Annotated in this window: 21 protein-coding genes and 1 pseudogene; 11 read left to right on the forward strand and 11 right to left on the reverse strand. The window is 41.4% G+C overall.

All coding sequences use genetic code 11. The features are described 5' to 3' along the window. Positions 1-105 precede the first annotated feature (105 nt). Both HHA43_RS11835 and HHA43_RS11840 read right to left on the reverse strand, forming a co-directional pair. Positions 106-705, reverse strand: coding sequence for an IS607 family transposase (locus tag HHA43_RS11835; RefSeq protein ID WP_168542652.1), 600 nt, complete (start codon positions 703-705; stop codon positions 106-108). After that, positions 705-1,346, reverse strand: coding sequence for a hypothetical protein (locus HHA43_RS11840; RefSeq protein ID WP_168542654.1), 642 nt, complete (start codon positions 1,344-1,346; stop codon positions 705-707). The genes HHA43_RS11835 and HHA43_RS11840 overlap by 1 nt, the downstream gene beginning before the upstream one ends. A gap of 239 nt (positions 1,347-1,585) precedes the next feature. On the opposite strand from HHA43_RS11840, the gene HHA43_RS11845 reads away from it, so the two are divergent. Beyond that, positions 1,586-1,918, forward strand: a complete 333-nt coding sequence (locus HHA43_RS11845) for a HopJ type III effector protein (RefSeq protein WP_168418502.1) — start codon at positions 1,586-1,588, stop codon at positions 1,916-1,918. A gap of 148 nt (positions 1,919-2,066) precedes the next feature. Here the strand turns inward: HHA43_RS11845 and HHA43_RS11850 are convergent, their stop codons facing one another. Together HHA43_RS11850 and HHA43_RS11855 are read right to left on the reverse strand one after the other, a co-directional pair. Continuing rightward, positions 2,067-2,477, reverse strand: coding sequence for a protease inhibitor I42 family protein (locus HHA43_RS11850; RefSeq protein ID WP_168418501.1), 411 nt, complete (start codon positions 2,475-2,477; stop codon positions 2,067-2,069). A 9-nt stretch (positions 2,478-2,486) separates the two neighbouring features. Then, the gene (locus HHA43_RS11855) at positions 2,487-3,053 is read right to left on the reverse strand and encodes a hypothetical protein (RefSeq protein WP_171287417.1); all 567 of its coding nucleotides are present in this window, start codon (positions 3,051-3,053) and stop codon (positions 2,487-2,489) included. Positions 3,054-3,228: 175 nt separating this feature from the next. Here HHA43_RS11855 and HHA43_RS11860 point away from each other — a divergent pair, with 175 nt between their 5' ends. Beyond that, positions 3,229-3,855 (forward strand): class I SAM-dependent methyltransferase, encoded by a 627-nt coding sequence (locus HHA43_RS11860; RefSeq protein ID WP_168418499.1) that lies wholly within the window; start codon positions 3,229-3,231, stop codon positions 3,853-3,855. Between the two features lie 133 nt (positions 3,856-3,988). On the opposite strand, the gene HHA43_RS11865 is transcribed toward HHA43_RS11860, so the two are convergent. Next, entirely contained in the window at positions 3,989-4,462 is a 474-nt protein-coding gene (locus HHA43_RS11865) for a Holliday junction resolvase-like protein (protein ID WP_168418498.1), read from the reverse strand. A gap of 117 nt (positions 4,463-4,579) precedes the next feature. Here HHA43_RS11865 and HHA43_RS11870 point away from each other — a divergent pair, with 117 nt between their 5' ends. The 4 genes from HHA43_RS11870 (at position 4,580) to HHA43_RS11885 (ending at position 7,812) form a co-directional block, all read left to right on the forward strand. Continuing rightward, positions 4,580-5,224 (forward strand): ParA family protein, encoded by a 645-nt coding sequence (locus HHA43_RS11870; protein ID WP_096901247.1) that lies wholly within the window; start codon positions 4,580-4,582, stop codon positions 5,222-5,224. Between the two features lie 108 nt (positions 5,225-5,332). Continuing rightward, positions 5,333-6,472 carry an AI-2E family transporter gene (locus HHA43_RS11875; protein ID WP_168542656.1) on the forward strand — a complete coding sequence of 380 codons (1,140 nt, stop codon included), beginning with the start codon at positions 5,333-5,335 and terminating at the stop codon, positions 6,470-6,472. 217 nt (positions 6,473-6,689) lie between these two features. Further along, the gene (sodC, locus tag HHA43_RS11880) at positions 6,690-7,178 is read left to right on the forward strand and encodes a superoxide dismutase [Cu-Zn] SodC (protein ID WP_266096375.1); all 489 of its coding nucleotides are present in this window, start codon (positions 6,690-6,692) and stop codon (positions 7,176-7,178) included. A 337-nt stretch (positions 7,179-7,515) separates the two neighbouring features. Further along, positions 7,516-7,812: a DUF3817 domain-containing protein gene (locus tag HHA43_RS11885; protein WP_168418496.1), complete on the forward strand. Its 297-nt coding sequence runs from the start codon at positions 7,516-7,518 to the stop codon at positions 7,810-7,812. A 122-nt stretch (positions 7,813-7,934) separates the two neighbouring features. On the opposite strand, the gene HHA43_RS11890 is transcribed toward HHA43_RS11885, so the two are convergent. From HHA43_RS11890 to HHA43_RS11905, 4 genes are all read right to left on the reverse strand, one after another. Further along, on the reverse strand, positions 7,935-9,164 hold the full coding sequence (locus HHA43_RS11890) for an MFS transporter (RefSeq protein WP_168542660.1): 1,230 nt from the start codon (positions 9,162-9,164) through the stop codon (positions 7,935-7,937). A gap of 156 nt (positions 9,165-9,320) precedes the next feature. After that, on the reverse strand, positions 9,321-10,211 hold the full coding sequence (locus HHA43_RS11895) for a pirin family protein (protein WP_168542662.1): 891 nt from the start codon (positions 10,209-10,211) through the stop codon (positions 9,321-9,323). A 171-nt stretch (positions 10,212-10,382) separates the two neighbouring features. Then, entirely contained in the window at positions 10,383-10,754 is a 372-nt protein-coding gene (locus HHA43_RS11900; protein WP_168418493.1) for a hypothetical protein, read from the reverse strand. 139 nt (positions 10,755-10,893) lie between these two features. Beyond that, positions 10,894-12,303, reverse strand: coding sequence for an FAD-binding oxidoreductase (locus HHA43_RS11905; protein WP_168460724.1), 1,410 nt, complete (start codon positions 12,301-12,303; stop codon positions 10,894-10,896). 348 nt (positions 12,304-12,651) lie between these two features. Between HHA43_RS11905 and serA the strand changes: the two genes are divergently transcribed. Next, the gene (gene serA, locus HHA43_RS11910; protein WP_168418491.1) at positions 12,652-13,884 is read left to right on the forward strand and encodes a phosphoglycerate dehydrogenase; all 1,233 of its coding nucleotides are present in this window, start codon (positions 12,652-12,654) and stop codon (positions 13,882-13,884) included. A 161-nt stretch (positions 13,885-14,045) separates the two neighbouring features. Beyond that, entirely contained in the window at positions 14,046-14,924 is an 879-nt protein-coding gene (locus HHA43_RS11915; RefSeq protein ID WP_168542664.1) for an EamA family transporter, read from the forward strand. Positions 14,925-14,944: 20 nt separating this feature from the next. On the opposite strand, the gene HHA43_RS11920 is transcribed toward HHA43_RS11915, so the two are convergent. Then, on the reverse strand, positions 14,945-15,403 hold the full coding sequence (locus HHA43_RS11920) for a hemerythrin domain-containing protein (RefSeq protein ID WP_168418489.1): 459 nt from the start codon (positions 15,401-15,403) through the stop codon (positions 14,945-14,947). A gap of 203 nt (positions 15,404-15,606) precedes the next feature. After that, complete coding sequence (truB, locus tag HHA43_RS11925) at positions 15,607-16,512, reverse strand: tRNA pseudouridine(55) synthase TruB (RefSeq protein WP_168542670.1); 906 nt, start codon at positions 16,510-16,512, stop codon at positions 15,607-15,609. A 142-nt stretch (positions 16,513-16,654) separates the two neighbouring features. On the opposite strand from truB, the gene HHA43_RS11930 reads away from it, so the two are divergent. From HHA43_RS11930 to HHA43_RS11940, 3 genes and pseudogenes are all read left to right on the forward strand, one after another. Continuing rightward, the gene (locus HHA43_RS11930) at positions 16,655-17,686 is read left to right on the forward strand and encodes a lipase secretion chaperone (RefSeq protein ID WP_168542666.1); all 1,032 of its coding nucleotides are present in this window, start codon (positions 16,655-16,657) and stop codon (positions 17,684-17,686) included. Positions 17,687-18,024: 338 nt separating this feature from the next. Next, entirely contained in the window at positions 18,025-19,005 is a 981-nt protein-coding gene (locus HHA43_RS11935) for an esterase/lipase family protein (RefSeq protein ID WP_168542668.1), read from the forward strand. Positions 19,006-19,181: 176 nt separating this feature from the next. Then, positions 19,182-19,754 (forward strand): annotated as a pseudogene (locus HHA43_RS11940) (esterase/lipase family protein); the annotation flags it as partial. Positions 19,755-19,828: the final 74 nt, after the last annotated feature.

The raw sequence follows: 19,828 nt of genomic DNA on the forward strand, positions 1-19,828 counted from the left end.
ACCTCGCTACGAATACGACCAAGTAAAACAGCTTGTTTCTCAAGCTGTTTGTACTTTTGCACATTCAAGTTTTTACAATGGTGGATGCGTGTTAGTTTCAAAAAGTTATTCCTTACTATTCACTAATTCTTTAACTTTTTCTTTGTATTTTCTTAATCCGTAAAGTCGAGAGGAAAAACAATGAATAATCGCTAACAAGTCTTGTGTTACTTCTTCCGTTGGGGATAGAGATTCTTGATTCATAATAATGATTTTACAGCCATGTCTTTCTGCAAAAGATTCAAACCACTCAAAACCAAATCGTACTAAGCGATCTTTATGAGCAATGATTAGCATTGAAACTTTACCCATTTCAATATCAAGAAAAAGCTGATTGAATTTCTTTCTTTTATAATTCAAACCACTCCCGATCTCTGACACCCAATCATCAATAGCATAACCGTTTGCAGTACAAAAAGTTTCTAAAGCTGCCACCTGATTAACTAAATCAGGTTTTTGAGCAACACTTGATACCCTTGAATAAACAACTACTGATGATTTTTCTTCGGTTGCTTTTATACCGATATATTCAAGGTATTGATCGTGCGTGTAGTATCTGCGATTTTTAGGATTTCTGAATGCAATTAAAGTGCCTTCGGCATCCCATCTTTGTAGAGTTTTAACCGACTTCCCAATCATTTCACCGAATTTAGCAGGAGAATACATTAATCAATCTCCGCTAACTTTTTAAAATCTTCGAGTGTATAGTCTTTGAATATGGATTCATCACAATATATTGCTCTGTCATTATCATCATCCCATCCAACAACAGGGCATGTATAAGGTTGCGATGCAACCCCTAACTGATTATATTTAAATAAAATATAATCACATAAATCGTAAAGCTCTGAATCATCTGAATAGTCTACTAATTCATGAAAGATCAATTCACTAATGTTTTTAGCGTGTTTTTTGTATTTTTCAGGCACTTCTAGTTGATATGGCTCTACTAAATCATCTAGTTTTTTAGCGCAAGCATCACCAAAAATCTCTAATAATTTTTCCTCATATTCTTGACAGCGCATACCCTGTCCTGAAACGTGAGTACATTCAGAAAAGCCTGTATTTGCATTAATAAAATCAGCATAGGTGGGGCATTTATCGGAGAGTGATTGATTCGTTTTTTTAGGGTGCGAAGAACAATCATAGCCTAAATCTACAATATCGGTTTCATAGAAATCATTCTTTGACCACTCACCATAGACCCATGATGCAAATTCCTTAATAAACCCATCTTTATTTTCAGGGGATACAAAATAAGCAAGGTCTTGCTCTACTTTCTTTAAGCTTTCAGTCAAGTATTTCATTGCAAGTTTTTTTAAAATTTAATACCTAAATTGTATATGTTTGACTATATTTGTCAATATGATTATTTGATATCAATCACTCTGTATTTCAAGATATCTTGCCCGAAGCATCCATATCTTTGCTCAGATTTTACATCTTCCTAAATCACATAAGTTAAATACACGAAAAAGTTTTCCACTCAAAACCAAATTGCGCTAGTCTGCATATTATTTCAATTTAGGCACATGTGGAGGATGTCATGGCAAAAGAATTATTAGCTCAACTTGAGGCAGGCAGTGCAACATTTGCCGATGTGATTGCATTCATTGAAGCACACTATAACCACACCCCAACCGCATTTAAAAATGGACAACAAAACAATGCTGCCACTGAAAATCAGGGCAGCGCTAAAGTATTTTCTTTTGCTCAGTTAAAAGGTTTAGATCAGGCACAAACCCTCAGTTTGTTTGCAGAACACTATGCCTCGGTACGTGCAAACCTGACAGGCAGTGACCACCAAAACATTCGCCAGTTTATGCAACATGGTTGGGATGGCATCCGATTTGAAGGGCAAGCACTCAGCGCCAAATAATTTTGAGTATTTTAGTTTTAAATTTAGATAGGAAAGCCGTGTGATACTGATTATAAACAGCCTCACAAGGCTTTTTATTTTAAGAAATTATAGATTCTTTGCCGTTGAATCTAACAATGATTCGAGCTGTTTAGCATAATCAAACACATCAAGAAATACGCACCCGACATTGCCATTCTTGTATTGCGGTTTTTTCCCATGCTCGGGCATGTTTCACGTGGAGCAATTCCTGACCAGCCTTGATAGCCTGAAAATAAAATATTTTTTGTCCGCCTTGCCCTACTTGGGCAGAAGATGAAGCTTCAGCAGTGTGATAAATACTTTCTACATCAAATAACTTCAGCGGCTCTACCAAACTCCATTGATAGCCTGTGCTTAGGTTTTCATTCAGTTGTAATTCTAAAGTTTGCCCAACATCCATTTCTAACAATGCGGGACATTGCTGCTGTGCCGTAAATTTAAACGTTTGTCCATCAATGCTTGAATTCATACCTGTGCATGCGCTTATGCCCACTGCCACAACACATCCACTCAAACACATGCGCAAATAGCCATTCATCACCCTGTCCTAACTTTTAACCTTTTCAATCCACTGAATTGAACTGACGCGAAATACCTCACAAGCACCATCCCCCGTATCGGTAGGGGTAAGCGATGATGTCCAGACCAAATCCTGATCTTTGACTTCCACCAACTCCCCTTTTAAACGCACCAAATCGCCACGTTTGACCTTCTTAATTTCTTTGGCAATTTGTGGGTTGGCAGGAATGATGTGCATATTGGAGACCATTTGCATGGCTTGTTCCGCAGGTACAGGCAAACGATCTATTTTCCAGTTTAAATAGCGGTCATATTGATTGACCGTGATATGACGGGCAATTTCAGGTTCAGCAAATAAACCCCAACTCACCGCATAATCAATTGGAGAAAATTTGGCTTGGGCATCATGTTGATAGGTTTTAGAACCCAAAATCCGAAAATCACCTTTAAAGGGTTGCAAGACTTCAATCGACTGACCTTTCACGACAGGTGGTAAGCCTTTGGCAATATTACGCTCAACCGAAGCATAGCCAGAACATGGCAAAGCCAAAGTCAACAATAATGCGGTCAGTTTGAGTGAAATATGCTTTTTCATCATGGTCATCAGCCCATCAAATTCATGTATTCAGCTTTTTATCTTAGCGCTAGATCATGAATACAATAGTTGAAATTAGTAACAAAATGCAGTCTTTGGCATGTACTGACATAGCAAAAGCACAGACTTTTCAGCTAAGCTCAAAGGTAATAAAAAGGAATGATCAGATTAAAATATGCTGTACCGACTTTATCAAAAACATATTTTTCCGCACCTGCTCAATCAAGTCATGCAAACCCCGTCGCTCATGGATTTGCGCCGTGAACTTTTATTGGGCGTGTCAGGTGAAGTGTTGGAAATAGGCTTTGGTACAGGGATCAATTTAGCTTTTTATCAAAATATCGATACGGTTTATGCCTTAGAGCCCAATGCAGCCGTCTTTCAACTGGCACAGGAACGAATTGACGCAGCACCCTTTTTAGTTGAGCACATTGCTGCAAGTGCAGAACAACTCCCTTTTGCCGATGAACAACTACAGCATGTGGTGTCTACTTGGACGCTGTGCAGCATTGCAGATTTGGCACAAAGTTTGCGGGAAATTTATCGTGTACTACAACCCGGCGGTACTTTGCATGTGGTGGAGCATGTGCTGAACCGACAAAGCCTAAATATTCAGCGTTTACAGCACCTGCTTACCCCTATTCAAAAGAAAGTTGCAGATGGCTGCCATCTAAATCGTGATATTGAAGTCGCCCTACTCGAAACGGGTTTTGAATTGGGCGAAGTTCGCTATATCGATGTTGCAGGCATTCCAAGCCTTGCGCAGCGTATGTTATTGGCGCGGGTGCATAAACCCAAATGATAAGTTAAAGTCATCACTTTAAAATCTAAATGCAAAGACTTTGCTTCAATAGCTAAAACCAACTATGCCTCTTACATTGCCATGCAACCCACAAAGATGACGTCATATCGCGTTGTTACAGCGTGAGATATGTTTAATCATTATCTTGAAAATCAATACGGATAGTTTCAAAACGAATTTTACCCTGCTGAATTGCCTGAGCAATGGCTTGCTGGCCTTTGGTCAGACGCGCACCACCACTTTTAATATCAATTAAGACAATGGCAATATCTTCGGCACGTCCGTTGCCATCCCGATAATCGGTATAACCATCAAACACCACATAATCGACAGGATCACCTAAAAATTTGGCATCACTGGGTAAATACTGAAATTCTGGCATAATCGGTGCCAGTTGCTCTGCCATTTTGCCTTTTAGCACCGCACGGCTGGTGTTTACACTGCGCTTTTGCGCCTGCAATAACGCCTGCTGATGAGCAAGTTCAATTTCTGCAATATATTGCTCATACTCAGCTTTAATCCGCCCGTTACGGCTATTACTCAAAATCAGCGTGGTCAACACTACGCCTATACATGCCCCAATCAGCATGGCCATCCAAATTGACATTTAACCTTCTAATCCTGAATTTTTTCAGTTCTCTTTACGACTTTTGTCAACTGTCATATTCCGAGCATAAAACAATGCTATGCTAGGAGTGAGCAGCGTAAAATCGATTCGAGGGTCATGAAAACTATATTGATTGCCAACCAAAAAGGTGGCTGTGGTAAAACCATTACGGCTATTAGTTTAGCATCTGCACTTGCACAAAAAGGCTATAAAGTTGCCTTAGCTGATGCCGACAACCAAAAATCTGCGCTACAGTGGTTAAAACAACGACCAGAAACAGCCGCCCCAATTCAAAGTCTGGACTGGCGTCACGAAAAGTCGATTGGTGATGCACCTAAAAATATTGAATACTTAATTATTGATGCACCTGGGGCATTATCGGGCGAGCATGCTGAACAATTGGTCAGTGAAGCGCATGCTATTATCACGCCGCTACAACCTTCGTTTTTTGATATTGACTCCACTCGTCGCTTTTTAAAGCATTTACAAGATATTAAGCGCATTCGCAAAGGCAAGGTACAAATTTTATTACTGGCCAACCGTGTCAAACCAAACTCTGCCAGTTCTAAAGATATTCAGGACTTTTTCCAAAAAATTGAACAGCAGCCTGTGGCTTGGATTTCAGAACGCGCCGCTTACGGACAATTGGCCATGCAGGGTCTCAGTATTTTTGATAAAACTCAAAAGACTTATTTACAGATGCAAGATCAATGGCAACCTGTGTTAAACGCCATAGTAGATGACCCTAGCCAATGGTTTTAAAGCCTAGAATATCCCCTGTTTAGGGTTTATTCACCAGAACTTACCAAGCTCTCGTTTTCGGGAGCTTTTTTTTCAGTTAATATGGCACATGACCTTAGGAATGTTTCAGTGAATTCAGTGCAACAGTACGCGCCAACATTACAAAAAATTTTATTGTTTGGACTGTTTTTTGTCCTGATGTTTTTGGGTTTTCATATACTCAAATACTTCATTATTCCTGTTGTTTGGGCAGCAATTATTGCCTACATGAGCTGGCCACTGTATCAGTCGGTGCTACGTCTATGCGGTCATCGTCCTACACTCAGTGCAGCCCTAATGATGCTGTTGGTCACGTTGGTAGTAGGTATTCCACTCACCTTTGCCATTTTTATTCTGCAACATGAAGGTCGCAATTTATATTACGAATTGCAAAAACAGGTCTTTTCTGGCCATTTAGATGTGCCTGATCTTATTCGTAATTTACCGATTATCGGAAAAGAAGTCACCCGCACTCTCAAAGAAATTAACCACGATCCCAACAGTATTGTGCAGTCTATTTCCTTATGGATTCAGGGACATTTAAACTACGGAAAAGTGGTCATTAATGAGGTCAGTAAAAATCTGATTAAACTGGGTTTTGCCCTGTTATCGCTCTTCTTTTTCTATCGTGATGGTCACACCATCTTGCATCAAGTCAGCAAGGCTTTAGAAATGGTGATTGGGCCACGTATTCACCACTATTTAGATACCATTTCTGAAACCACACGTGCCGTGGTGTATGGGGTTGGTCTTACGGCAATTGCACAGGCCTTATTGGCAGGTGTAAGTTATTTTGTGGCCGATGTACCTAACCCAATGGTACTGACAATTGTGACCTTCTTATTTGCGCTGATTCCCTTTGGCCCACCGCTGGCTTATGGTTCGGTATCCTTATGGTTATTCACCCAAGGGCATACCATGGAAGCCATTGGCGTTATGGCTTGGGGCGTGTGTGTAGTCAGCACGGCAGATAACGTCATCCGACCTTTGGTGATTTCAGGTGCGACCCAAATTCCATTCTTATTGATTATGTTTGGTGTACTGGGTGGTATTGCTAGCTTTGGCTTAATTGGTCTGTTTATTGGCCCTGTTATTTTGGCCGTGTTACTGGCTATTTGGCGTGAATGGTTGCATGAAAATAATCAACCCGAAGCTTTAATGATGCCGAAAGCCACACTTGCACACGACCTACCCGAAGACGATTCATCTTCCAATTCAAAGCTTGATTAAGCTTTCTTTCTGATCATATTGCTCACATGGCTGTGTTGATCTGAACAAATCAGCTCAACACAGTACATACATTCCACTACGCAAATGTTGTATTGTAACGTGGCTAACTTTGTTTCAATCAAGACATCCCTAAATATTATGCACAACAAACAGGATGTCTTTTATGCGCTCAATACTCCAATTTGCCAGTCTTGCTGCTTTTAGTGGTCTAGTACTCATGGGTTGCAGCACCACCGCAACCACACAAGAAAAATCAAAATTAGTGAAAATGCATGCTGTTTCAGCACAAGGTATTGGCAAAGAATTAGGTACGGTCGAACTGCGTGACAGTGCAGCAGGCTTAGTCATTCACACCCAACTCCAGCAACTCCCTGCAGGTGAACGAGGTTTTCATATCCATGAAAAAGGTTCATGTGCAGCAGCAGAAAAAGATGGAAAAATGGTTGCTGCTTTGGCAGCGGGCGGTCATTTTAATCCGAAAAATGTCCCGCATCATGGCACACCGCTGACAGGACATTTAGGTGATTTACCTGCTTTAAGTGTTGCAAGCGATGGAACAGCCAAAGTAACCATGATTGCACCACGTTTAACATTGGCACAAGTTGAAGGATTGGCTTTAATGATTCATGCAGGCGGCGATAACTATGCCGACCATCCAAAACCATTGGGCGGTGGTGGTGAGCGAATCGCCTGTGGGGTCATTTAAACCCGCTTTATACATTTTCAATAAAACATTTAAAATCAATTGTGGATAAGTTAAGGGTTATACACATGCCTTTCGACTTATCCGCAAAAAAGTAAAATCATCTTGTTGTGGATTATTCTAAAAATAAGCTCAATGCAGCTCGTCTCGCTTTATATCAGTCGTGTTTCATATCCACACTCACTAATTTTTGAAAAACTTGCTACGAACTAGCAGAAAACAGCTCAATTTTGCAAACATCGTGTCTAACTTATAAATGTGCAGAGATCACAACCGCTCATCTTTGCGAATGTCTAAATTTCAGCTACACTGCATTTTTATCCACTTTAAAAAGATTGGCATGAACATTAAAACATTACGTCTGGTTGGTTTACTCGAAGGTATTTCATTCTTATTGTTGTTATTTATTGCCATGCCAATGAAATATATGTTCGATAACCCAATTTTAGTGAAATATGTAGGTATGGGTCACGGCGTATTGTTTATCGCATTTTTAGTGGTGCTTTTTGTGGTTTGTGAAAAACAAAAATGGTCTCTTAAAATGTTTATTTTGGGCTTAATTGCATCAATTTTACCTTTTGGCCCATTTGTTTTTGATGCTAAATTGAAAAAGATGGAACAACCTGTAGAGGCTTAATCTACAAGTCCTTTTTAGCGTTTATCACATTACACATTATTTGATATTTGATTTCTAAATCAAATATTGCAAGGCGATACAACATCGCCTTGTTTGATGATGCAGCAGAAAAATTTACACCCTTAAAACTGCCCTGCAGCAACTCGCTCCTGCATCACCTGTTTAAGCATCATGCGTGGCAAACTAAACCACAGCATTATCAGCACCAAACAAGCCACACTATAAGCCCAAATATCAAATTGAATATATAAAACACGTACCAGTTCAATCACTATAAAAAAGCACAGCATCAATAGCATTGAAACACTGGCAGCAACAGTCCCTTTAGACACTTCCGATGACATTAAGGCAAAACGATATAAGACTGAAAAGCTCATCCCCTCACCAAAACTGATCAGGCTCATGCCAATCACCAAACACCATACAAAATAGCTTTGCCAAATTGCCCCCAATACGATCAGCACGCTGCCCAACAACATTAAAGGCAGGCCAATCAAGACTGTTTTACCTAAAGGCAAACGGTCAATGACTTTCATCAGCACCAGATTGCCTAAAATCAAACCACCCAAAACAGGAAACTGTGCCAAACCGTATTGCAGACTGCTAAAGCCTAAATCCTCAACCAACATCACGGGAGATAATGCAATCCACAACATTAAGGGCATGCTCAATAAGGGTAGTGCCAATGTTAGACCTAAGAATCTGGTATTTTGAAAAACTTGCTTAAAATCATCCCACACATCTCGAAACGGACGTTTGGGAATACTTTGCTGAGTTTCAGGCATTTTGGCTTTCAATCCAAACCAACTCAAAAATGCCAACAGTGCTATGCCAATAAACCCCCAGTGCCAAGAAACATGCTCAATCATAAATGCACCCAAGACTGGGCCGAGCAAGGGAGCGAGTAAAGAAACGTTTGCCATGAGTGCCATGACTTTAATTGCATCACGCTCTGCAAAGTTTTCCTGAATAGCCGCATAACCGACTGCACTAATGACCGACAAGCCAAACCCTTGTAAAAAACGAAGGGCAAGGAAACTTTCAATATTCTGAGTCAATAAGATCAATAAGCAGGTTAGGGTAAAAAATGCCACGCCGCCCAACAATACTTTTTTGCGCCCCAAACGGTCAGAGAGTGGCCCCAATAACCACGCTACACAAGCACCGCCCAACAAATAAAATGACATGGACGAAGCTGCCCATGCACTACTGACACCAAAATCTTGTGTGATGGCCAACATTGCGGGTTGAACCAAGTCATTGCCAATATAAACTGCGAACTCAAACAAGACCAAAGCCAAGGGAAACATGAGTGTGGCACGTTGAATGGTATTTTTTTGCTGCTGTGGCATGAGTTGTAAAGGACTAAATGATGCAATTCAGCAGCGTTTAGCCCATAAAATAGAAAATTGAGCTGCAGTTTAACAGAGTTGAATGGCAAATTTGTGGCGCTTTTTTAAGTCGTTGAGATGAATAGAACCTGGCACTTGATGCGACACCAGCCCAAATCAGGCATCACTTCCTTCGGCGGGGTAGCGGATAAAATTGCCTGTTTTAATATCGTCAAACGCCTCTAGAATTTCTGCATAGCTGTTCATTACAAATGGGCCATGCCCATTAATCGGCTCATGCAAAGGCGTAGCACTTAAATATAAAAAATGGCTGTCACGTAATGCTGTCAATTCAACATTATTTCCTAGACTCGACATCACAGCTAAAGCATGATCATCCCATTCTTCATCTGTAGACTGAAATTGGGCACGCCCAGAACGCATATACAACAAGGTGGTGTCGCCCGATTGCGCAGGCAATTGAATACGATGCCCTTGTTTTACAAATACATCATATACGTGCATAGGCGAATGTACTTGGGCAGGCCCTACTTGTTGTTGATACTCACCAGCAATCACTCGCACATAACCCGTATCATCTGCCAACATAATTTTAGGAATATGTGCCGCACGTAAACGTTGATAACGCGGCGGATTCATTTTGTCTTTGGCAGGCAAATTGACCCACAATTGCAGCATTTCAAAAGCACCACCTTGCCTAGAAAATGCTTCACTAAAGACTTCCTGATGCATTACCCCTGAAGCGGCTGTCATCCACTGTACGTCACCTTCGGCAATGATTCCGCCCCCACCGCTTGAATCACGATGTTCCAATTCACCCTGAAACATAAGCGTGACCGTTTCAAAACCCCGATGCGGATGGTCGCTAACCCCTTTACGCAATTGCGTTGGTTTTAAAACACCCGGCCCTAAATGATCGAGCAATAAAAAAGGCGATACGGTATTGCCCAATTCATAATGCGAAAAGATTGAAAGGACAGGATAAAAATCGCCCACGGCAAAACGGCTATCATTGCGGTGTAGAAACGCCAATGTTTTAAGTGACATAGCTTTACGTACCAGCCTGAACTGAATGGAAGATGTTTGATCCTAAATAAAATCTGTGGATAACACGAGTATTATCCACAGACACTTTGTTGCACTTTTAGAACATCACTCATTTGAGCCAAGCTTTAGATTCATAGATGAATGATATGCCGAATAACGACAACTAATAAATTAAGGGCATTTTTTTGCTTGGAAAGTCTTGGTATTTTTACCACGTGCACATAAATAAGCAGTCTGTACATCGCCCTGCTGCCATTGCCCATTCACATTTTTGAAGTGATAAATGCTGCGAATAGAACGCACTGAATCGTCCATTAATCCTGTTTCGGTAATTTTTACTTCTGCCGCAGTTGGTGCTTCCACACGGTTAAAGTATTGACGAATTTCCACCGTGCTGAGTTGTTTACGCAAATCTGGACGTTGTTTTAATACTTGCGCCAAAGGCGTTTCTGCAGGACTGACCTGTGAAATAATATTTTGTGTGGTTGCACAACCTGACAATAGCCCAATACCCAATGCTGAAACCGTGATTAAACGCAACATAATTCCTCCAAAATGTTCATTATTATTCATACTTCTATGATGCCTTGTTAGCGCAAAAACGCTAGCATAGAAATGTAAAATTAAAATCTCAGCATAAAAAACGCATCTCTAGGATGCGTTTTTTATTAACTCAAATGAATTACAGATCAAATAATTTGCCTGGATTCATAATGCCCTGAGGGTCGAATACTTGCTTCAAGGCTTTCATATATTCAATTTCTTCAGCCGAACGAGAATATTCCAAATATGGTTTTTTGGTCATCCCCACACCGTGTTCTGCAGAAATTGAACCATCATATTTCTTCACTGTGTCAAACACGTACTTGTTCACCACCTGACATTTAGCAAAGAATTCATCTTTGCTTAAATCTGCAGGTTTTAGAATATTCAGGTGCAAGTTACCGTCACCAATGTGGCCAAACCAGCAAATTTCAAAGTCAGGATAGTTTTCTGCCACAATTGCATCAATTTCCTGAATAAATGCAGGAACATGAGTAATCAGCACTGAAATATCATTTTTATATGGAATGAACGGCGCAATCGACTCAGAAATGTCTTCACGCAAACGCCATAAGCTTTCGACTTGGTCTAGACTTTGGCTCAACACGCCATCCATCACCCAGCCTTGTTCCATGCAGTATTCAAAAATTTCCATCGCCTTGTCCATAATTGGTTCAAATGGCGCTTCAAATTCAAGCAACACATAGAATGGACATTGAGTTTCAAATGGACGTTGCACATGGCCATGATCCAACACTTTCTGCATTGGCAATTCACCAAAGAATTCAAATGCAGTCAGATCAATTTTGGCTTGGAAGGCATGTAATACAGGCATCACTGAATTAAAATCAGGCACACCCAATACCATCACTTGTAAATCTTGCGGTTGGCGCTCTAGTTTAATTTCAGCTTCGGTCACTAAACCGAGTGTACCTTCACCGCCAATAAATAAATGTTGCAGCGCATAACCCGTTGCATTTTTGATCATGCCTTTGTTCAGGCGAAGGATGTCGCCCTTACCTGTCACTACAGTTAGGCCCAACACCCAGTTACGAGTCATGCCGTATTTAATAACTTTAATACCGCCTGCGTTGGTGCCAATGTTACCGCCAATTTGTGAAGAACCTGAAGAGGCGAAATCGACCGGATAATACATACCCTGTTCTTCTGCATAGTTTTGCAGTTGTTCGGTCACAACACCCGCTTGCACGCGCACCATACGGTCTGCAGGGAAAAATTCCAAGATTTGATTCATCTTGTCCATGCTTACCACAATTTCACCGTTGGCTGCGACTGCACCCGCAGACAAACCTGTACGTCCGCCCGATGGCGTAATTGCAACATTAAACTGATTGGCCAGTTTCACAATAGCTTGTACTTGTTCCGTGCTGGATGGAAAAACAATGACCGATGGATTCGGATCAAAATGCTTTGTATGGTCACGACCCCAGTTTTGGAGACTATCAGCATCAGTTTTAATACGGTTTTCACCGACTATTGCCGTTAATTGGGTCAATAACTCAGGTGTTAAAGCGACTGGAGCATTCATCGTTTGCAGACCTAGCAAGAATTAAACAGGAAGAAAAGCGACTGTCTGAACATCTTCTGAAGATTTTAGATGAAGATGCTTAAGACAAAATTTTGTGCATCAAAGCAACAGCATGGGTTGGCTTTCATGAATGCCGCTTATTATAAGCGATTTTTCTGAAAAACCCGTCAATATTGGCAATTCCGATAATATAACCCGCAAATTACAGGGAGATTTAAGCCAATATTTCTGAATGAGATTATATCTGACAAAAAATACCTGCACACTTGGTCATAAAGGAAATGTATATCGACCCGTCTCCTATGTTATCATACCGCCACTAAATTTGGCCTTTGTAGCGGAGCCGTAATGAGCCAACATCTTTCACTACCTAAAGATAAAATTCGTTTCTTGTTGTTAGAAGGCGTACACCAGAACGCTATCGACGTGTTAAATGCAGCGGGTTATACCAACATCGATTATCGTAAAACGGCGCTTGAGGGCGATGCGTTAAAAGAAGCGATTAAAGATGCGCATTTCATTGGTATTCGTTCACGCACACAGCTGACTGAAGAAGTTTTTGAAGCTGCGAACAAGCTAATTGCTGTAGGTTGTTTCTGTATTGGTACCAACCAAGTGAACTTAACTGCAGCAATGGAACGTGGTATTCCAGTATTCAATGCCCCATATTCAAATACCCGTTCGGTTGCAGAATTGGTACTGGCTGAAGCAATTTTATTGCTACGTCGCGTACCTGAAAAATCAACCGACACACATGCTGGTGGCTGGAATAAGTCTGCAGTAGGTTCATTTGAAACACGTGGCAAAACTTTAGGTATCGTGGGTTACGGTTCAATTGGTTCTCAACTTTCAGTTTTAGCTGAAAGCATGGGTATGCACGTGATTTATTATGATGCAGTGACCAAATTACCTTTAGGTAATGCACGTCAAGTTGGCTCAATGGGCGAATTATTGGCAAATGCAGACGTGGTTTCTTTACACGTTCCAGATGTGCCATCTACCCGTAATTTCATGGCAAAAGAACAATTTGCACAAATGAAAGAAGGCTCTATTTTCATTAACGCAGCACGTGGTACCTGTGTCGTTATTGAAGACTTGGCTGATGCGATCAAGTCTGGTCATATTGCAGGTGCTGCAGTTGACGTGTTCCCGAAAGAACCAAAAGCCAATGGTGAAGAGTTTGTTTCTCCACTACGCAACCTGCCAAACGTGATTTTAACACCGCACGTGGGTGGTTCGACGATGGAAGCACAAGCGAACATTGGTTTAGAAGTTGCAGAGAAATTCGTTGCATATTCAGATAAAGGTATGACTTTATCTGCAGTGAACTTCCCAGAAATTGCACTGCCATTAACCGAAGGCAAACACCGTTTATTACACATTCACCAAAATATTCCAGGTGTATTGTCTAAAATTAACAACCTGTTTGCTGAACACGGCATCAACATCTCTGGTCAGTCACTTATGACCAAAGGTGATGTCGGTTACTTGGTAATGGACGTTGATGCAACGGCATCTAAAGAAGCGCTTGATACCTTGCATGAAGTTGAAGGCACAATTCGCGTACGTGTATTGTTCTAATACCAGCAGCGCATGCTACAAAAAACCACAGTCTGCGTACTGTGGTTTTTTATGTCTGCTGCATCTGCACAGCATCGTGCTACACAACCCGCTAGTATTTTAAACTTGGTATAATCTCCCCCGTATTCCTATTCTGACGCTTTAGAGTATTTTCCTGCCTCATGCCAAACGCCCAACTCACTGCGGTGTTGTTCATGGTTCTGTCCATGATCTCCTATCAAATCAGTGCCTCATTTGCCAAACAACTCTTTCAGGTACTCGACCCGCTTAGCGTGACAATTTTACGGCTGTGCTTTGCCAGCGTGATTGTGGCAATCATGTTTCGCTCATGGCAAATTCTTTCGCGGCTGTCCTATTTAAAATGGCGTGATTTATTGTGCTATAGCGCAGCCTTGGGCTGCATGAATATTTTGTTTTATCTGTCTTTGGGCAAATTACCGCAAGGCATTGCAGTGGGTTTAGAATTTGTCGGGCCTTTGGGTTTGGCATTATTGTCCATTCAAAACCGTAAAGATTATATCTGGGTGTTCTTGGCCATTTTAGGCATTATTTTCATGGTGCCATGGGGACAAGCTCACGGCGATAATTTTAGCATCTTGGGCGCAGTATTCGCTTTGGGTGCAGGTCTATGCTGGGCCTTTTATATTTACTTCGGCCAGAAAGTGGTACAGCAAAATATTGGCATGCATGCACTAACCATCGCCATCAGTATTTCGGCTTTGGCCCTAATTCCATTTGGATTGTATAACAATGCACCCGCACTGTTTGAAACTCAATATTGGGGCAAAGCACTTGCCATTGCAGTACTCGCCACCGCCATTCCTTATGCTTTAGATTTACAAGCGCTGAAACAACTCAGCAAAATGAGCTATGGCACACTGTCCAGTTTGTCGCCTGCTTTGGCTGCACTTACAGGTTTGGTTTTATTGGGTGAGAAAATCACCAGCCTGCAATGGCTGGCTTTGTGCTGCATTATGCTGGCTTCGGTTGGTGTGACCTTAAGAGCCGTGAAAAAACCCAAACAGCCACACAGTGCTTAAATGGCATTTTGAATGAAAACTTAAACCAAACTGTCTTTAGACATTTGTTTATATTTTTCATACTCTGCCAAGTATTGTTTGGCCAAACTTTGTTTTTGCGATTCAGATAAAATTTTGCCTGCCTGTTGGAAAAAACCGTGTTCTTCTTCTTTTAAATGGTGATGGACTTTTTCTGACAATTGTTTGGCCACAGCCAACCAGCCTGTATTGCTCATTTCAGTTTCGGTCAACTGTTCCAGCAACTCATCAATTTCATGATGTTCAGACAAGGCGTGGCGGGTAATATTCAACCCTGCATCCATCATCATTAAAGGGATATAAAAATAACGGTCTTCTGCCACGGCATGGGCAAACAATTCGTTTTTGAGTTGTTCAAAATAGGCTCTACGCTCAGGACTATCGCCCGACGTTTGAATGAGTTGGGTGGCTAAATCTCGTTGAATCTCGTGACTCTGGCGCAAAGCTTCAAAAATATTCATGTGCAGACCTCTTGTTTTAAACCGATGCTGGCTGGCAAGCAAATGTCACTGGCTAACGCAACGCTCGGTTTTATTGTCGGTTTTTAATTTCAGTTTTTAGCTCTAATTACTGTATAGGGCATGAAGCTGAAATCCTGCAAAGATTTGTATGAGAAACTTTACGTCTTCATAGCACAAGTTTAAACAGACTATCTCACTGCATTTTAAAGATTTAACACTCGTTTAGGCACCAAGCGTTTTTTGTCGGTAATTTCTGCCAAGCCTAAACAACGCTCACCATCAAACACCAATACTTGTGCAACAGCAGGATGCTCGATATTACTTTCCATGCCTCGGCTAAAATATTCAGCCCGACCTTCAGGCACCTGAACCTGTGGAAAATGCTGTACAGGCGCATAAGCAGGCAGCAATAAGGCTTCACGTTCCGCTTCTCTTAAACTTTCCAAATATTCAATGCTATAGCTTGGAATCAGATCAAAATGCCCCGTTTTAATCCGATGCAAATAAGTCAGGTGTCCATAAGTGCCTAAAGCTTTGGCAATATCTTCACCTAACACACGAATGTATGTACCTTTGGAACAGGTCACATCCAGCGTGATACTGTTTTCGGTAAATGACAGTAGCTCAATCGCATAAATGGTAACTGGGCGTGCTTCACGTTCAATTTCTATGCCTTGACGAGCCAACTCATATAACGGACGACCTTCTTTTTTTAAGGCAGAATACATGGGCGGGACTTGCATAATATCGCCCTGAAACTGCGTCAAAACCTGTTCAATTTTTTCTTGGCTTAATGCTGGCACAGCTTGCCGTAACAAGACTTCACCTTCTACATCTCCTGTCGTAGTGCTATGCCCGAATTGAATGGTGGTCTGATAGCGTTTTACAGAATCGAGTAAATAATGTGAAAACTTGGTGGCCTCACCTAAACAAATAGGCAACAAACCTGAAGCCAATGGGTCTAATGCCCCCGTATGCCCTGCTTTTTGCGCCCGAAACAACCAGCGTACTTTTTGCAAAGCCGCATTAGAACTAATCCCCAAAGGTTTATTTAATAAAAACACACCACTAATGGCACGACGCTGAATTTTAGCCGCAGATGATTTCATAGCAAAAAGTAAGTTAAAGCAAAACTGCGTCATGGTAACAATCTGCCGAGATAAATGACAACTTTTCTAGAACAGCTACCAACTTTTATGGCATATTGAAACCCGATTAAAAAAATAAAACGGATGAAACAGGTGCATCGGAATGCAGAAAAATAAAATATGGGTTGTTTTAGCTGTTGTTATTCTAGCCATTGCCGCATTGGTGTATTGGCTGATGCCGCAGTCAGGCACATCTGAATCTACTTCTCGTGAACAGACTTCAGATACACAAAGTGCAGAACAGATACGCATGCAGCAGGCCATGCACAATAACGCTGCCGCGTCATTTTTAAGTCCAAGCCAGCAAGATACCGAAATCAATTGTCAGCTCAGACTAGATTCAAGTAACCGCCTGATCGTTAATGAACAAACCCGCAATTGTTTTGAATATTTTATTACCCAATATGGCGAAAAGAGCCTTGAAGCAATCAGTACAGATTTTAAAGCCTATATTACGCAAAGCCATAAAGAGCCTGCTTTATCGCAAATTTTAGATTTATGGCAGCGTTATTTAGACTACAGAAATGCGTTGGGGCAACTGCAAGCACCGAACTTGAGTCAGGAAGATCCGCAATATTACCGCAGCATTTTTAGCAATATGCAAAACCTGCGTAAACAGTATTTTTCAGATTATGAAATTGAAGGTTTATTTGGTACCGAAGATGCCTATCATGAATATACCTTAAAGCGTATGGCCGTCATGGAGAATAAAAAATTGTCCGAAGCTGAAAAAGCGCAAAAATTACAGGAATTATTTAAACAACTCCCGCAAGATTGGCAGGAGAATTTAGAGCAGTTAAATACTTTACAGGATTTGCGCAGTTTAACCGCAGCAATTAAAGCACGTGGCGGTTCTGCCGCAGAAATTCGTGACATGCGTCTAAACTTGGTAGGCCCAGAAGCTACCCAGCGTTTAGAACAGTTAGATGGACAACGTAGTCAGTGGAAATCTCGGGTACAAGGCTATTTGACTGAGCGTGATCAGATCATGAAAAGCGGTATGAGCCAAAATGCCAAACAACAAGCGGTACAACAACTGCGCACCCAGCATTTTAGCAACCCTCAAGAACAATTACGTTTAGACACTTTTGAACAAGTGCATGATCAAGGCGACAAACTACCTTTTGCAGATTGAACAATCTGCTGTATTCAACTGCAAAGAAATAGGGCAAATCACTGCCCTATTTTTTATTGTTTCAGTGTACCCTTTCACACATTTCAAGCAAGATATTAAGTTACGCATATACTTAATATTTAAAGATATTTGTATATTAAATTATTTTTACAAATCTGTTTATTCACAGCCTAGAACTGTCCTCAAATGATATGTTTTTTATGTATGGCACATGGAAAAATATCGAATCGTACAAAAAATAGTCGTAGATGACTACCAACAGGCAACAAAGACTAAGCTGTAAGGGAGGTGCTTAGATCACAACTTTTCACCATAAAAATAAAGAACACAGGATTGTTATGACCATGATCAATTACACACGTGCCCTTTCACTGGCAGCAATCGGCTGTCTATACGGAATGACAAGCACAGCCCAAGCAGCGCCAAGCGTTTTAGCTGTTCAGGAACGAGTCAAATCAGACTATGCCAAAACCAAATATCCATTGTTAATGGTGCATGGCTGGCTAGGCTGGTCACGCATTGGCAATGAAACCTTCAACATGGATTACTGGTATCAAATTTTGCCTGATCTGGCACGCAATGGCTCTACCGTTTTTGCAGCACAGCTCTCGCCTGCACATCGTACAGAATTTCGCGGTGAACAGTTAATTGCCCAAGTCGAAGAAGTCATGGCCATTACAGGCAAGGCCAAAGTCAATTTAATTGGTCACTCGCATGGCGGTCCAACGGTGCGTTATGTGGCTGCTACCAAACCTGAATATGTTGCCTCAATTACAGGTGTAGCAGGTACATTCCGCGGTTCAAAAGTTGCCGATGATATTCAGAACAATCGTTTATCACGTACCGCTTTTAATATTTTGGGCGATTATATGGTCGCACCACTGATTAGCTGGGCACAAGCTCAACCCGACATGCCTATTGATTTTGATGCTTCAATGGCATCACTCACTGAAACGGCCTCTGCCGATTTTAACCGTCGTTTTCCAACCACAGCCTTGGCCGCAAATTGTAGCAGCAGCGGTGCCAAAGTAGATCGCGGGATTCATTACTATTCATGGACAGGTGTAGCACAAGCCACCAATTTACTGGATATTGACACTGTTTTAATGCAACTCGGCCCACTGTCTTATGGCAATTTAGACAACGATGGCATGGTCGCACGTTGTAGTACCCACATTGGACACGTCATTCGTGACAACTACCGACTAAATCATACCGACCTTGCCAACATGATGTTTGGCTTAACGGGCTTGTTTGCACCTGACCCAGTTGCACTGTATCGACAACATGCCAACCGATTGAAATTACAAGGTTTATAATAGTAAAGCTCATTTCAATCTTGGCAAAACCATCTTCCTGTGCTTGAAACTCAAGTGCAAGAAGTTCAATAACCATGAATCATTCAGAACTTGCAATCTAGCAAATTTCCTGAATAATGATATTTGACAATAGATATTGTCATGCTAGGAAAGCACAATAAAATAGAGGATGTTATATGAAATATGGATTATTCATTGCAGGCTTAATTGCGGCTAGTACCTTCAGTACCGCGCACGCATCCAATGCAGAACAGGTCAAATCTAACTTCGTGATCTCCAGTTATGCCAAAACCAAATATCCGATTGTGTTTACTCACGGTATGGCAGGCTTTATCAATATTGGTGGAGATCAGTTAGGTGTCGATTATTGGTACCAAATTTTACCCAATTTAGCACGTAACGGTGCAAACGCTTGGGCAACCCGTGTATCTCCTTTTAACTCATCCGAAGTTCGTGGGGAACAACTGGCACAACAGGTCGATGAAATTCTTGCAATTACAGGTGCAAGCAAAGTCAACTTAATTGGTCACTCACATGGTGGGCCCACTATTCGTTATGTTGCAGGCGTGATGCCGTCTAAAGTCGCATCGCTGACTGCGGTCGGTTCACCTAACAAAGGCTCGCCTGTAGCTGACTTTATTTTAAAAGTACAAGGCACACCACTTGAAAAGCCATTAATCGACATGGTCAATTTAGTTTCCAAAACCATCACTTGGGCACAAGGTTTAGATCCAAACAGCTATCCACATTGTTAGCGGCAGTGTAAAAATGACCCCCTAATGGCATTTAAAAACTGACCCCCTTGGTTAATATAGCGGTCATT

Source organism: Acinetobacter sp. A2, from assembly GCF_012371325.1.
Taxonomy (GTDB): domain Bacteria; phylum Pseudomonadota; class Gammaproteobacteria; order Pseudomonadales; family Moraxellaceae; genus Acinetobacter.

What these genes read in the sequence shown, in the direction of transcription:
- HHA43_RS11860 (WP_168418499.1), top strand. Translation starts at nt 3,229, where the DNA reads ATGCTGTACCGACTTTATCAAAAACATATTTTTCCGCACCTGCTCAAT.
- HHA43_RS11890 (WP_168542660.1), bottom strand. Translation starts at nt 9,164, where the DNA reads ATGCCACAGCAGCAAAAAAATACCATTCAACGTGCCACACTCATGTTT.
- HHA43_RS11915 (WP_168542664.1), top strand. Translation starts at nt 14,046, where the DNA reads ATGCCAAACGCCCAACTCACTGCGGTGTTGTTCATGGTTCTGTCCATG.
- truB (WP_168542670.1), bottom strand. Translation starts at nt 16,512, where the DNA reads ATGAAATCATCTGCGGCTAAAATTCAGCGTCGTGCCATTAGTGGTGTG.
- HHA43_RS11835 (WP_168542652.1), bottom strand. Translation starts at nt 705, where the DNA reads ATGTATTCTCCTGCTAAATTCGGTGAAATGATTGGGAAGTCGGTTAAA.
- serA (WP_168418491.1), top strand. Translation starts at nt 12,652, where the DNA reads ATGAGCCAACATCTTTCACTACCTAAAGATAAAATTCGTTTCTTGTTG.
- HHA43_RS11865 (WP_168418498.1), bottom strand. Translation starts at nt 4,462, where the DNA reads ATGTCAATTTGGATGGCCATGCTGATTGGGGCATGTATAGGCGTAGTG.
- sodC (WP_266096375.1), top strand. Translation starts at nt 6,690, where the DNA reads ATGGGTTGCAGCACCACCGCAACCACACAAGAAAAATCAAAATTAGTG.
- HHA43_RS11920 (WP_168418489.1), bottom strand. Translation starts at nt 15,403, where the DNA reads ATGAATATTTTTGAAGCTTTGCGCCAGAGTCACGAGATTCAACGAGAT.
- HHA43_RS11845 (WP_168418502.1), top strand. Translation starts at nt 1,586, where the DNA reads ATGGCAAAAGAATTATTAGCTCAACTTGAGGCAGGCAGTGCAACATTT.
- HHA43_RS11895 (WP_168542662.1), bottom strand. Translation starts at nt 10,211, where the DNA reads ATGTCACTTAAAACATTGGCGTTTCTACACCGCAATGATAGCCGTTTT.
- HHA43_RS11850 (WP_168418501.1), bottom strand. Translation starts at nt 2,477, where the DNA reads ATGAATGGCTATTTGCGCATGTGTTTGAGTGGATGTGTTGTGGCAGTG.
- HHA43_RS11840 (WP_168542654.1), bottom strand. Translation starts at nt 1,346, where the DNA reads ATGAAATACTTGACTGAAAGCTTAAAGAAAGTAGAGCAAGACCTTGCT.
- HHA43_RS11870 (WP_096901247.1), top strand. Translation starts at nt 4,580, where the DNA reads ATGAAAACTATATTGATTGCCAACCAAAAAGGTGGCTGTGGTAAAACC.
- HHA43_RS11905 (WP_168460724.1), bottom strand. Translation starts at nt 12,303, where the DNA reads ATGAATGCTCCAGTCGCTTTAACACCTGAGTTATTGACCCAATTAACG.
- HHA43_RS11855 (WP_171287417.1), bottom strand. Translation starts at nt 3,053, where the DNA reads ATGAAAAAGCATATTTCACTCAAACTGACCGCATTATTGTTGACTTTG.
- HHA43_RS11930 (WP_168542666.1), top strand. Translation starts at nt 16,655, where the DNA reads ATGCAGAAAAATAAAATATGGGTTGTTTTAGCTGTTGTTATTCTAGCC.
- HHA43_RS11935 (WP_168542668.1), top strand. Translation starts at nt 18,025, where the DNA reads ATGACCATGATCAATTACACACGTGCCCTTTCACTGGCAGCAATCGGC.
- HHA43_RS11885 (WP_168418496.1), top strand. Translation starts at nt 7,516, where the DNA reads ATGAACATTAAAACATTACGTCTGGTTGGTTTACTCGAAGGTATTTCA.
- HHA43_RS11900 (WP_168418493.1), bottom strand. Translation starts at nt 10,754, where the DNA reads ATGTTGCGTTTAATCACGGTTTCAGCATTGGGTATTGGGCTATTGTCA.